General features: G+C 43.3%; 9 protein-coding genes. 1 reads left to right on the top strand and 8 read right to left on the bottom strand.

Annotated elements, in window-relative coordinates; genetic code table 11:
- Positions 1 to 74: 74 nt before the first annotated feature.
- Entirely contained in the window at positions 75 to 785 is a 711-nt protein-coding gene (locus L9P87_RS00615) for a hypothetical protein (RefSeq protein ID WP_237442739.1), read from the bottom strand.
- Positions 773 to 1,789, bottom strand: coding sequence for a type II toxin-antitoxin system RelE family toxin (locus L9P87_RS00610; protein WP_237442738.1), 1,017 nt, complete (start codon positions 1,787 to 1,789; stop codon positions 773 to 775). Before L9P87_RS00610 ends, L9P87_RS00615 begins: the two co-directional genes overlap by 13 nt.
- A 516-nt stretch (positions 1,790 to 2,305) precedes the next feature.
- Here L9P87_RS00610 and L9P87_RS00605 point away from each other — a divergent pair.
- A complete protein-coding gene (locus L9P87_RS00605) occupies positions 2,306 to 3,409 on the top strand; it encodes a hypothetical protein (RefSeq protein ID WP_237442737.1) in 1,104 nt (367 codons plus the stop codon).
- A gap of 155 nt (positions 3,410 to 3,564) precedes the next feature.
- Here the strand turns inward: L9P87_RS00605 and L9P87_RS00600 are convergent, their stop codons facing one another.
- From L9P87_RS00600 to L9P87_RS00575, 6 genes are read right to left on the bottom strand one after another with little or no spacing between them, the layout of a single operon-like run.
- On the bottom strand, positions 3,565 to 4,932 hold the full coding sequence (locus tag L9P87_RS00600; RefSeq protein ID WP_237442736.1) for a cell envelope integrity TolA family protein: 1,368 nt from the start codon (positions 4,930 to 4,932) through the stop codon (positions 3,565 to 3,567).
- A 27-nt stretch (positions 4,933 to 4,959) separates the two neighbouring features.
- Complete coding sequence (locus L9P87_RS00595; RefSeq protein ID WP_237442735.1) at positions 4,960 to 7,929, bottom strand: type I restriction endonuclease subunit R; 2,970 nt, start codon at positions 7,927 to 7,929, stop codon at positions 4,960 to 4,962.
- Positions 7,930 to 7,931: 2 nt separating this feature from the next.
- A complete protein-coding gene (locus L9P87_RS00590) occupies positions 7,932 to 9,032 on the bottom strand; it encodes a restriction endonuclease subunit S (protein WP_237442734.1) in 1,101 nt (366 codons plus the stop codon).
- Between the two features lie 2 nt (positions 9,033 to 9,034).
- Positions 9,035 to 10,510, bottom strand: a complete 1,476-nt coding sequence (locus L9P87_RS00585) for a type I restriction-modification system subunit M (RefSeq protein ID WP_237442733.1) — start codon at positions 10,508 to 10,510, stop codon at positions 9,035 to 9,037.
- Positions 10,510 to 11,814 (bottom strand): hypothetical protein, encoded by a 1,305-nt coding sequence (locus tag L9P87_RS00580; protein ID WP_237442732.1) that lies wholly within the window; start codon positions 11,812 to 11,814, stop codon positions 10,510 to 10,512. Before L9P87_RS00580 ends, L9P87_RS00585 begins: the two co-directional genes overlap by 1 nt.
- Positions 11,815 to 13,296 (bottom strand): type I restriction-modification system subunit M, encoded by a 1,482-nt coding sequence (locus tag L9P87_RS00575; RefSeq protein ID WP_237442731.1) that lies wholly within the window; start codon positions 13,294 to 13,296, stop codon positions 11,815 to 11,817.
- Between the last annotated feature and the right edge of the window lies 1 nt (position 13,297).

Below are 13,297 nucleotides of genomic sequence, written 5' to 3'. Positions count from 1 at the left end.
GGATTGGATGTATTGTTTGGCGGTGAACATGTGTTGACCGCCTTTAAACTAAAGCATGTAGAACCTAGAGCCAACTAATCACTAACAACAACTGACTCCATTATCCGACGCATATCTCGCTTGGCTTCACCCAGCCACTTTTCCCTACTGGCATCGCTGACCATCGCTGCATCGAATTGAAAACTGAGATAATGACTGTCACCAATGGGGATATGGTAACTAGTCTTCACCACTTTACCATTTGTGCGAGCATCTATCTCAGTTGCCACCAAAACTGGCAAGCCGTTTAAGTCTTCTTTCGAGAAACCTAATTGATAATTGAAGGTCTTAGCAAACTCTAGATTCAGCTCGCGATACGTATCATCAACTGCCTTCGTTTCTGCAGCTTCTACCACCTGAAGAATAGCACCCTCTGCTGAGGGCTCTGGTAACCTTGTGAGGAGAATCCGAAGGCTGCTCATACAATAGTAGCTACCAGAGCCTTGCCAGAAAAAACCTCGATATGTCCAATTTCTTTCCAGCAGTAAAGAATCATAGAATAGGCCGTCATACCTGCCAACATCAAAGATATTAACCCTGGTCTGCCCACCCCTCAGCGGGAATCGCTTGTCCAAACGCCCCGGCAGTTCGTAGTTGATGACAGTTCCAGACAGATCAAGCTTGTGCTGCGTCATATTATCGAAATCAGGCCCCTTGGCCTGTGTGAAGACACTGAAAAACATCGTCATAAATAATACCCATGCTGTAATTCCATAATACCGAAACACATCGCTTAATCTTTCCATTGCCAAAACTTCCAAGTTTCCCTTTTATTAGGGAGAGTGTGCGGGCTTTTAAGATGCGCTAAAGGGCCGCTGGATGATAACGCCGGGGCAGCCACTATCGATCCAACAATTCTAACAGGGTTAATGGTGTTCATGCCTATGACGTTAGGCACCAAGTCATAGGGGTGATTGTTATCCTTGCCAACCTTTTCAACACTGGCCTTATCTAATATACGCTGACTGATTAAGGCATTATTTGCCCCGGAATGGAACTTCACCTTATGCATATCCAGTGGCTTGGCCCGTGTTTTATTATGATAATTGACCGCCTGCACGAAGACAGCCCCGCCCTGGCTATGCACCACCCATTTAACCTCTTTTTTCTTCTTTTGGGTATCATCTAGAATAGCAGCCAAATGTTTAGCGAGTGGCGTTGTAATACTCAACTTATCCCTCGATGACTCCCACAAATCTCCAAAGAAGCCGACCGATGGATTATGGTACAACGTAAAGGTATTCACCTTTTTACCAAAGGCACTCTCGATGTGCAGGGGCATTAATCGCGTTGCTGCTATCAAATCATTCTGCATGCCATTAACAGCCGCATGGGATGTCTCTACCGCTTCGACACGAACTGCAACTGGGCCCCATCCATCCCTAGACTTCCTAATGCGATAGAGCCCCGGCTTCTCCCTTTTCGCTGTATCTGCATCAGTCTGGTCAAAACTAGCGTTAGTGACTGTGATCTCGCCGCTAAAAACAACATAATCGAAGCGGTAATACCCCACTGCCATCCGATAGCCATCGGCACCGCCTATACGTTTACCCGCTGATTCAGGACGTGGCATGGCGATTAATGACTGCAGTTTTTGATTAATCCGAGCGCTTTCGTATGAGCCTGCACCATCTATAACCTGCTGCGCCTCTTTTGATAGAAAGAGTTTGTAACCATTATTACTCACCTGATCCGCACTTAAGTTAGTGTTGCTAAAGCGCTGGCGAAAATCTCCATTATTACTATCCATAACGTCCATCCTTTGACGTAGAGTTAATAAACAATTCGAGTGTAGTAACCATCTAAACCGTTACTCTGCATGAAGATTAAAACAGAGTGTAATAATAAGCAATTCAGTTAGTTATGACTAAAAACATAAAACACTCCACCTTTCTGAAAACCCAAACCTTCAAGCCACGCAGTTAGCCATTGCCCGTGACTTCAAAAAGCGCAGCGACAGGAGCGGGCTGTGGCTAACGGAGCGGCGCTGCGGAGCGCCACAGCCTGACCCCCTATCCATAAACCCGCCACCGACACCATCCCAGAGCACGCCGTCAATACCTCCCTGTAGGCTCAGCTTCAGCCTCCCTGCTGAAGATGGCTCTGGGCTGGTATCGCCAGTCGCCACGCGATACCTACATCGCCCCAAGGTTTGACAAACAGCCCCTATCGCCGGACACTATCAGCATCTAAAAATAAGAGTAAAAACAGGATGTTCCCCCTCAAACAGTGGCTAACTACCACCCTATGCGGCGCAGCGATGCTAATGAGCACCCAATGCCTGCCCTACTCCGTGCCCAATCACGAACTGATCACCCGCAGTGCCGCCGCACTGATCGAACAATGCCAGGGTAGTCCACTCGATGAAAAACTGGTCCAGACCTATGTCGACTACAACCTCGCCCAGGATAAGCTGCTTAAGAAACGGCTGATGTGGCATTTCGATCGAGCTACAGGCAATAACACCTCACCCAAGCTGCGCCACCGTGACGACATTTATAAGAGCATGGCCGTGCTACCCGATTTTAGCCTGTGGTATAGCTACCTCAGCCAACAGATCGCCTTACAAAACACAGGCATCGATCGCGCCCCCGCCATCGGTGCGATGCTGCACTTTGTACAAGACATGGCCGTACCCGCCCATGTGGTACCGATTTTTCATCCGTCACGGTTGATGAATAGGGATAACTTCGACGAGTGGTACAGCTTTAACCTCGACAGCCAACAGATCCCCATCATGGGCTATGCACAATGGGCCGGTGATGACACAGCGCAACCAACGGCCGGAGTGGTTTACCTCGATGAAGTGACAAAAAAAGACGTGTGCGACACACTTAAAAGCAGTAAAGAACTGAAGCCAGCGCAAATACTCAGCAAGCTCAAAGAGGATACAAAAGCAGCGATCAATAGCCCGATCAAACACTACTACGTCGCCGATAGTTACCAAGGCCCCTACCAGCACTCCTCCTCTCAACAGGACACAGCCAAACAACGATGGAGTCTACTCTGGCCAAGCGAGGGTGAGTATGCGCAAGACCTCGCCAACGATGGTTTCTCCTACTACGGCTGCGATGTCACCGATAAAGATCAACCAGTGATGCCTGCCAAAAACAAACGCGGCGGCGGCTTTGGCGATCACAAGCTGCGCTGCGGTAATAAGGTGTATGTGATTGACCCTATCGAGTACCGCCACTTTGCCACCGAGCGAATAACCGATGCCATCACCGCCAGCGCCCAGTTGATGATCAATGGGCAGCAGTTAGCCTTATCTACTGACACAGCAAAAAGTAAGTGCCAGCAAGAGAAATGGGTGGTGACTAAGAGGTTGTTGGAGTGTTTGAAGCATGAGGCGCAAACAGGGCAGAATTAACTACCCTGCAGTATTGATACTAGCCTCAAGATCGGGCCAACTCTTGCAAAGTGCCTCTGCCGCCTTGTCGGTGCCATTGCCCCACTGATTTATCAGTTTCTTACTCTGAGCTCAAATACTGCACGGGATGCTCTTTACTGACCGGCATATACCACTCAAATATTCGGTTTAAATTCATATTCTCTGCTTTCTGGCTCTGGCTCTGGCTCTGGCTCTGGCTCTGGCTCTGGCTCTGGCTCATCATAATGGACACTGGCACTGGTGACTTTCACCTCATACTCATTGAAACAGTGACTTCCTAGCATGGGCTTTGCAACTACCTGCACAACAAAGTCGACACTCTGCCCCTCTATACCTTCTTCCTTACGATGGTGGCCACTGGCTTGACCGTTCATACTAACTATAAAATTATCGTCGTCCCAATAAGAGCTCATAGGCTCTATGTAAGCCCCTTCTAGAATCGTATCTGTATTAGCCTGCGCGCTACTAACGGCTTCTGACTCAGTAAATCTATATGAATCTGGTTCAACCTCATCGAAGATTGCTTGGGCTAAATATTCCTCTGTAATAAACTCAAAGGGCATATCTTCAAAAACGCCATATAAAGCGTCATGCAGGTAGCCGGTAGTATCTTTATGGTCAAAACCTTCTGGCAATGTAATACCCCCGATTGCATCGGCAATCACCTCGTCATCCCTAACAAGATACTTAACCTTGCTTAAGGTGGCATTAGTAAATGATTTGTCGTTCAGTAAATCGAGATAACTTTCATAGCCAAAAACAGCAGCGACAACATCCCCTAGAGTGGCAATAGGTATAGCCACACCCGAATCGGCCAATTCACGCGATATGGACTCTAAAATGGAGTATGAACCAATATAGGCATTCATTTGCGCAGAGGCATTATGGATTCTTCTCGCCTGCGCTAAGCCGGCCTTTTCCCGCTCCGCCTTCGCATTAGACTCTTCTAACTTCTTCTCCGCGGACTTCCTATCCAGCTCACCCTTATCAGCCCGTGCTTTCGCTTCCCGCGCAGCATCTTTCTGTGCTTCCGCCTCAGCCGTCAGTTTTTCAGCATTTGCCTTCTCGTTGCCGAGAAGGATATCTACGTGCTTGGAGAGGAACTCCTTATCGGGGTTGGCCAATAGCTTCTCGGCGTTTAAGGCCTTTTGTTTCTCTGCCTGCTCCAGCTCAATATCAACAGCAGCCGCATGCTTTGCTATTACCGCCTTAGAAGTAAGGCGCGAAATAAAAATAGAAACCCAAGGGAATACAAATACATAGAGCAAGGTAAACAACAACGGGACCAGAAATGAAGAATAAGCCTGCGGCCCAGCATGAGAAAAAGCTGCCATAGTATTTGAAACACGCTGATCGAAGGGTTCACCACCAAAAAACAGCAACAGGAAGTCGCTCCAGTTCCAGCATATAAAACTCGTAAAATATGCCCCTATAAAGGGGTCACTTAGTTTGGCTTGAGCATTCCCTTGCAAGGAATTTGCTAAATCGGATATAAGCTTCATTATTATTTCTATCGTATGTGTGGGTTATCAATAATATTCTTTGATATACGCATACGCCTGATCAAACAGAACTTGGTCTTTATGCAGCTTATACTTCATCAATGCCTTACGTAGTGACTTCTGCACTTCACGTTCACCACCACTCGTATCTTGCCAGCCAGGAAAACGAACGACCCGCACAATAGCATCTATGTCTTCAACAATACGCTCAACAACAGCAGGCGTTTGATCAGTCTTCAACTCTAAAAATAACTCTGTTAACGCAGCCTTAGGCGATTTTTCTTGAACTGCGGCTTCTAAATCCTTCTCAGCCTGAACCGTTTCTTTAGCAATTTTACAAAGCTCTTTAACAAAATCGATGGAGGCTATTAAACCTTTCTCAGCTTTATCTCTTAAAGCTTCTAATCGCTCGCTGAGTGATTTAAAAGCCGGTAAATCACCCGCCTTTTTGAAACGCTCTATCAATGCTTTTTCAAGTTGCTTGGTTTTACTAGGGTTGGGGTTATTAAAGATATCCTCAATAACATCCGCATCCATCACAAACTCATCCAACACATGCAGGCCACCCACATGCACATTATCGTGAATCAATTGCGTGGTTTGTGCGCCTAAGGTCATCCATAACAGCTTGCCGATATTATCCGAAGCAGGCTTTACTGACTCATACACTTGAGCCAGCCATTTATAATCTTCGTTATAGATATCCAGCATATTATCAGGTGATAAGGACTCCCACAGTTTTGCTAAGAATTTGAAATCAGCGGCAAAAGCATCTTTCTTCTTATCATCATTAATGGCGTTCTGGGCTGCCTCTAAGCCTTCAAAACCCTCTAAGCTTCTGTCTACACCAGCAAAGTGTGCCAAGGCATCACGCATGGCTTGAGGTAATTTTTCACGTAGCTCAGCTAGATTAGTAATCACCTGCTGTACACTCTCTTCATCAAACTCTAATGCCTTGGCGGCATCATCAAACACACCAAAATAATCAACAATGCAGCCAAAGGTTTTATTTGGGTATAAGCGGTTAGTTCTACAAATAGCCTGCAACAAGGTATGGTCTTTAATCGATTTATCCAGATACATGGTCTGGCATATTGGTGCATCAAAGCCGGTTAATAGCTTAGCGGTAACGATGATGAATTTAAGCTCTGAAGTCGCATCGTTGAATTCATCAACAATCTTCTCTTGCTGGCTTTTATCAACACCCCATTTTTGTTTGAAGTCGAAGTCATCATTGGCCGTTGTCGAAATAACAACCTTGCTGGCTGATTCTGGGAAGTGCTCATCTAAGGCTTCTTTGTACTGCACACAGGCATGTCGATCAGGTGTCACAATCATGGCTTTAAAGCCTTGAGGATCAACTTTCTCCATAAAATGCACAGCGATATCTTCTGCAATTTTAGCCACACGCTCAGGCGCTTTTAAGAAGGCAGCCATCTTGGCCGACTTCTGATTTAGCGCATCAGCTTCTTCATCGGTAAGTGCTGCACTTTCTTTAAATTCAGCAAAGGCTTTATCAAGCGCTTCTTTATCAACATGCACATCCACCAAGCGCGGCTCAAAATGCAAAGGCAGCGTTGCCTCATCACGAATAGAGTCATGGAAGGTATAGCGGCTCATATAGCCACCTTGATCTTCTTCAGCGCCAAAGGCCCAGAAGGTATTCTTATCAGCCTTATTGACAGGCGTACCCGTTAAACCAAACAAAAATGCATTAGGCAAAGCTGCACGCATCTGACGCCCTAAATCACCTTCTTGCGTACGGTGAGCCTCATCCACTAACACAATGATATTATCGCGAGTATTCATATCCGGCTTGGCATCACGGAATTTATGAATCATTGAGATAATAATTTTGCGGGTATCCCGCTCCAGCATTTTCTGTAAATCTTTAATGCTCTCTGTACTTTCTACATTGGCCACATCAGCGGCATTAAATGTACCGGTAATTTGTGTATCTAGATCAGTTCTATCAACTAGCACAATAACCGTTGGACTTTTCAATGCTGCTTCACGACGCAACTTTTGTGCAGCAAACACCATCAATAACGATTTACCCGAGCCTTGGAAATGCCAAATAAGGCCTTTTTTAACCTTACCCTCAATCACACGCTCAACAATTTTATTAGCACCTTCATACTGCTGAAAACGCGGTATCACCTTCATCCGCTGTTTTTTCTTATTACTGGTGAATAAGGAGAAGTTACACATGATATCCAGCAAGCGAGCAGGCTTAAGTAAATCTTTTAGTTCTTTACCCACTTCACCCAGGCCAAGGCTTTTAGCCACTTGGTTGTCATCATTCTCCAAGCGCCAAGGTGCCCAAAACTCTAATGGGCAGCGAATCGCCCCATAAAACAGCTCTTTACCTTCGGTAGCAAACGACAAAATATTCGGCACAAATAGCTGCGGTACAGCATTTTCATAAATATTGTGGACTTCATGCGCACCATCTAACCAACTGATCGAGGAGCGTATCGGCGTTTTGGCTTCACCCACCACCACAGGAATACCATTAATCATCATGACAATATCAGGAATTTTGGTTTCTCGATGATGAATACGGTATTGATTGGTGATCACATATTGATTGTTAGTAAGATTTTCAAAATCAATTAAGCGTACAGGTACATGGCGATTATTCTCGCCAAAGGGCATGGTCTTTTCACCCGTCAACCATAAAAAGAATTCTTCATTGGCTTTTACCAAGCCAATTTGATTCACCGAAATTAAAATAGCGCGTAGCTTGTAGATGACCTCATCAGCCAGTTCAGGCTTAGCTTGTATCTCAGGATTAAGGCGTAACAAAGCCTCTTTCACCTGTGATTCAACCAACACCTCATTAACACCACGGCCAAGCTGCTCAGGCGATTGAAACTGCCATTCAGCACCACAAGGCTGTATAGGAGCTTCAGCGACATGTCCAATATTGAGATTTACCCCCGTCAATTGATTGATGATGTAATGCTCTACACTATTTAATTCGGTAAAACTCATCCTTAAAATACCTGATTCATTATAGTTTTATGTAAAATTTTTGAGCTCTGTAATTTTTTTTTCACTGACGTTATTTGACAATCAATAAGATCAATATCTTTTAATATCGTAGGAATTATAGTGTCATTAGGAACATACACATTCATTGCTAAAGCATCATCACGATTCAGTCCAGGAACCGCTGTAGCTATGGAGAACTTTTTGAAATCCGTGGACTGAAGAAGAAAGAAGATTAGCCTCAATGGTAGGTTTTTAAAGCCTTCCTTTTGCTCAATATAATAAGCTGTATCAATAGGCCAGAAATCTTTATCTACCCAAGTTGTTTCTCCAACATTTCCTTTTCGTCCAACTACAATTCCAGGACCATTAACAAAACTAGAGTTATGCATTCCCTGTATACCGGAAGAGCTAACTACAGGATATTCTCCTTCAACTCTATCAGACTCCTTTAATGCCTTTCCATAATTAAAGCTCATTAAGTCTTTGATTTTATATTTTTTCCAATCTGAAGAAGGCGTTCGAAACTTTTTCATATAAGCTTTACGCAGTATCTCAAGCCTATTTTCTACCTGCACCTCGCTTTCGACCGTTTCATTTGCCTTCCAAAGAAGTTTTGATAGCTTTAATTGAATGCCTTTTGGAGGAACTAAAAATTCTTGATGCTTAAGTGTTCCCCAATTTATTGTTGGAGAAAGAGACCCAACTGAAATATCTACTGCTCTATTCATAAAAAGGTCAGAATGAAGAAAGAAAGGAAATAACTCAGGATCAATAACTTCAGAGTTGGCTCTAAGCACCAATGAATGAGCAGAGCAAAAGCCATCGCATGTAGCTATACCTGCTTTACGCTGGTAAGCCCTGCGGCGTCCAAATATTATATCCCCTTTATAAAACTTCAACTTTTGTCCATTCACATCATCAGGTGAACCAAAACGTTTGATATGCAGTGACTCTGAATCAATATGTTCAAGGCCAATATAGACTTCTAAATCTGTATTATTAGGATCAATACGCTCAGAAATATTCTGAGCAATCTCATCAAAACGATAGGTTTTCCAATCGGACTTATCTAAGTTATTTAGATCAATATTATCTACAGCCATGCTTAACCTAGCTCCTTAAATAATTGATTCATGTTAGAAATTAACTGAGCGGAAGATTCGCCCCAATTATCTAAAGCATCACTCAAACTGATCTCTTCTTTTGAGCTATCAACATTACTCACATACAACGCCATATTGAGGCTTGCGTTATGAGTAAGTACATCTTCGATACTTACAACCTTACAGAAATCATCTTCATCTTGATATGCAGTGTAAGCGTTGTAAATGCGATCGATATGACTGTTTTCTAGGTAAGCAATATTCTTGTCTTGGCGCACTTCTTTAACGGCATTGATAATAAGCACCTTACCTTGTTTGCTTTTCTCTTTGTTGGTTTTGGTAATCAACAAACACGCTTCCATTGGCGAGTTATAAAAAAGGTTGGGACCTAGACCGATCACACATTCAACTTGGTCATCCTCGATCATTTTACGTCGCATATCCGTTTCGGCATCTCGGAATAAAATACCGTGAGGCCAAAGTGATATAGAACGGCCATTACCTAAATCCAAACTCTTTTGAATATGTTGCTGAAAGGCATAATCCGCACACCCTTGTGGAGGTATGCCCCAAAGGTTGCGACCATACGGATCATTTTCAAAGGCTTTTCTATCCCATGATTTAATTGAGTACGGAGGGTTAGCCAGAATCACATTAAACTTCTTCAACTCATCATTTTCTAACAAGCCTGGATTAGCCAGCGTATCACCACGCACAATATCGAACTCTTCAATACCGTGCATAAACATATTCATACGGGCAATGGCTGAGGTGAGCAGATTAATCTCTTGGCCGTAGAGTTTCAGCGTACGGTATTCTTTGCCTTCGTCTTTTAAATGCAGGGCACAGTTCAATAGCAGACCACCTGAACCACAGGTAGGATCGTAAACTGACTCACCCGGTTGTGGGTCCATAATCATGGTCATCAACTTGACCACTGTACGGTTGGTATAAAACTCCGCAGCGGTATGGCCGCTATCATCTGCAAACTCTTTAATCAGGTATTCGTAGGCGTTACCGAGTTTGTCATCGGGCACGTTACTGAGATTCAATTGTTGCTGTGAATAATGCTCGATCAGGTTGGTGAGCATAGCATCGGATAGGCGATCTTTATTGGTCCAACTAGCATCACCAAAAATACCGTGCAAAGTATCAGGGTTTGCTTGCTCTATAGCACGCATGGCGTTTTGCAGTGCTAGGCCAATATTTACCGTTGTTTCACGAACATCCTTCCAATGCGCACCATCGGGTATTTGAAAGTGATGGTTTTCAGCGAATGCCGCATATTCCATATCGCCATCAGATTCGGCTAGGGCATTTTCAAACTCTTCATCGTAAACATCTGAGATGCGTTTGAAGAACAGTAACGGGAATATGTACTGTTTGTAGTCACCGGCATCGATGGTGCCGCGTAAGGCAGTAGCCGCACCCCAGAGATATTTCTCTAGGGATTTTTGGTCTAATTCTTGGTGTTTCATTATGCGGCTTCTTTAATTAGGTTTTCTTCAAAAGCGTTGTAAATACTTTCAATCAAATTCGCTAGGGGCGTAATATCGTTATGATTTACATCTAGCAGTCTCAGCTTTTGGAAAGGGATTCGAAATGAAATTTGGTAACCAAAAGAAATATTAAACTGTGAACGATTGGAGTTAATGATTTTATCTTGCCATTTACACTGGCTTTTCCAATCAGAGCTTATGTGTTGATCTAATAAGCTTTCAACCTCTCCCCAATTGGCTCTTTTTACTCTGCCTGTGTGTTTATTGAAATTTTTCTTGGTATAAAGAGACTCACTGAAATCATCGTCGGTTAGCCATAGGCCTGTAATGTAAGATTGGCCCATGATTTTTATGTGATAACACTTTCTTGTAGTGTAAAGATCATCATTAATGTTTAATGATTCATTAAATTGAGGCTCTTTATAGAAGATATGATAGCCCTGGCCTTTAGTATTCCCGGGGTATATTTCTATCACCAAATCGCCAGAGTCAGCGTCTATTTTAAATAGAAGCTCATTTGCCCAACCTTTTGAGAAGGTGGTTCCTAATCTATCTCTGTAGGGTAATTTTTCTATGTCTGCATTGTTGTTACAAAACTCAGTAAGTGCAGATTCAACTCTTCGATAAATCGCATTGCGGCTAATGTTTTTTAATGAACCTATTGGTGTTTCAGGCAGCCAGCTGAAGTTATGGCCTTTAACTAATTGAATAAAATCAGTTAGAAATCTGTTGCTGTTGCCTGTCGTTTTTTCAAAGCTCGCAACTTTTACAGTAATAGCCATGAGTCTCCTCCAGTTTAAGTCAAATGGAGTTATGGCTTCTTTATAGTCATCAATGCTTTTGTTCTGATTATTAAAAATATTAAGGATTTGGTTATACAGCTGCGCTGTACAATCAATATTGTCTCTTTTGGCTTCAATAACGATCAATATATCGTTTATGGTTATGACTAAATCACAGATTGGGTCATATTCTGAGTTATGCGTTTGTTGCCAGAATTCAGACATTAAGCTCTCACTTAATGACACAGCAAAGACCTTGTCAAACTCCTCAATTTTGCTGGTTTGCTTTTGTATCTCTATTTGAATATCTGTTTCACCATCAAGATCTTCAAATAACTGATTGTATAAACCCACATCATCAATAATCGTTTTCAATACTTCATGAAAAAATAGAGCATCTTCTTGTAAGCATATAGCCAAGGCTCTAGTTAAATCATTCTCTAGTTGATAACTGCGATTGCCTTTGGCATAAGTTTTAAAGATGTTTAAGTGTTTATTCATTTACAGAAACCTTTTCAAAACACTTTTAAATTTTTCTTCAGCCTCTAAGCTTTCTTGCCAAGCCAGCTTTAGATCAGCCATGGCTTCTTCAACGCTAGGTAGATTGTCTTCGATAATTTTCTCTACGTAGAGAGGGATATTGAGATTGAAATCGTTTTCCTCTAAATCATCCATAGTGGCGACTTTTACGTAGTTTTCTACATCGGCGTAGCCTTGTACCCATTCGTGTATTCGCTGTACGTGTTCTGGCTCAAGATGGTTTTGCGCTCTACCTACACGGATTTGATCGGAAGCATCAATAAATAATACTTTGCCTTTTTTCTCTTCTTCTTTATTTTTCTTGAAGACCATGACACAGGCGGCTAGTTGGGTGCCGTAGAACACATTAGGGCCTAGACCAATTACGGCTTCTAACATATCTTGCTCAAGTAGCTCTTTACGGATTTTACCTTCAGCACCTTTACGGAATAATGCGCCATGCGGCAGCACTACAGTCATACGACCGGTGCTATTCATGGATTTCACCATGTGTTGCACCCAAGCCATATCGCCATTGCCTTTAGGTGGTACACCAGCAATGTTTCTGCCAAATGGATCATTAGCCCAATTTTCTGCACCCCAGTCTTTTAAGGAGAATGGTGGGTTAGCGATAACGCAATCGAAGGTTTGTAAACCATCGGCCTCGAAGAAGCCTGGTTGGCGTAAGGTATCACCTCGCAATACATTAAAATCTTCAATGCCATGCAGGAACATATTCATTCTGGCGATGGAACTGGAGGTTAGGTTCTTCTCCTGACCAAAGAGCTTTAACGTTCGGTAATCTTCATTGTTGTGTCTTAAGTGATCAACACACTCCAGCAACATACCTCCGGTTCCGCAGGCAGGGTCGTAGATGGTTTCGCCTTCATGAGGATCGAGTATCAAGCCTAATAAATGCACAACAGAACGTGGTGTATAAAATTCACCCGCTTTTTTATTGGTTAGATCAGCAAAGTGTTTTATCAGATATTCATAGGCATTACCCAGCATATCGGGGTTAGCGTTCTCACGGCCTAGCGTGTATTGGGAGAAATGCTCTATCAGGTCTATCAGTAACTTATCTGATAGTTTGTTTTTGTTGCTCCATTGAGCATCACCAAATATGCCATAGAGATACTCTTGGTTTGCTTGTTCTATGCCACGTAACGCTTTTTCTATCGCTTGCCCCACATTAGTGGTAGTTTCTCGTACATCCTTCCAGTGACAGTCTTCTGGTATTTCGAAGCGATGCATTTCAGGCATAGCTGCGTACTCTGTATCACCGTCAGATTCTTCTAATGCGGTTTGATACTCTTCGTCGTATACATCTGAAATACGTTTGAAGAACAGTAACGGAAAGATGTAAACCTTGAAGTCTGAGGCGTCTACCGGACCTTTAAGAATCCAGGCTGCTTTGGATAGGTATTGCTCTAACTCGGATAGTGTGAGTTTTTCAACGGTCATA

The sequence above is a fragment of the Sinobacterium norvegicum genome, from assembly GCF_923077115.1.
Taxonomy (GTDB): Bacteria; Pseudomonadota; Gammaproteobacteria; order Pseudomonadales; family Sinobacteriaceae; genus Sinobacterium; species Sinobacterium norvegicum.
This window is presented reverse-complemented; position numbering and strand designations above follow the sequence as displayed.

What these genes read in the sequence shown, in the direction of transcription:
- L9P87_RS00610 (WP_237442738.1), bottom strand. Translation starts at nt 1,789, where the DNA reads ATGGATAGTAATAATGGAGATTTTCGCCAGCGCTTTAGCAACACTAAC.
- L9P87_RS00590 (WP_237442734.1), bottom strand. Translation starts at nt 9,032, where the DNA reads ATGGCTGTAGATAATATTGATCTAAATAACTTAGATAAGTCCGATTGG.
- L9P87_RS00575 (WP_237442731.1), bottom strand. Translation starts at nt 13,296, where the DNA reads ATGACCGTTGAAAAACTCACACTATCCGAGTTAGAGCAATACCTATCC.
- L9P87_RS00595 (WP_237442735.1), bottom strand. Translation starts at nt 7,929, where the DNA reads ATGAGTTTTACCGAATTAAATAGTGTAGAGCATTACATCATCAATCAA.
- L9P87_RS00605 (WP_237442737.1), top strand. Translation starts at nt 2,306, where the DNA reads ATGAGCACCCAATGCCTGCCCTACTCCGTGCCCAATCACGAACTGATC.
- L9P87_RS00615 (WP_237442739.1), bottom strand. Translation starts at nt 785, where the DNA reads ATGGAAAGATTAAGCGATGTGTTTCGGTATTATGGAATTACAGCATGG.
- L9P87_RS00585 (WP_237442733.1), bottom strand. Translation starts at nt 10,510, where the DNA reads ATGAAACACCAAGAATTAGACCAAAAATCCCTAGAGAAATATCTCTGG.
- L9P87_RS00580 (WP_237442732.1), bottom strand. Translation starts at nt 11,814, where the DNA reads ATGAATAAACACTTAAACATCTTTAAAACTTATGCCAAAGGCAATCGC.
- L9P87_RS00600 (WP_237442736.1), bottom strand. Translation starts at nt 4,932, where the DNA reads ATGAAGCTTATATCCGATTTAGCAAATTCCTTGCAAGGGAATGCTCAA.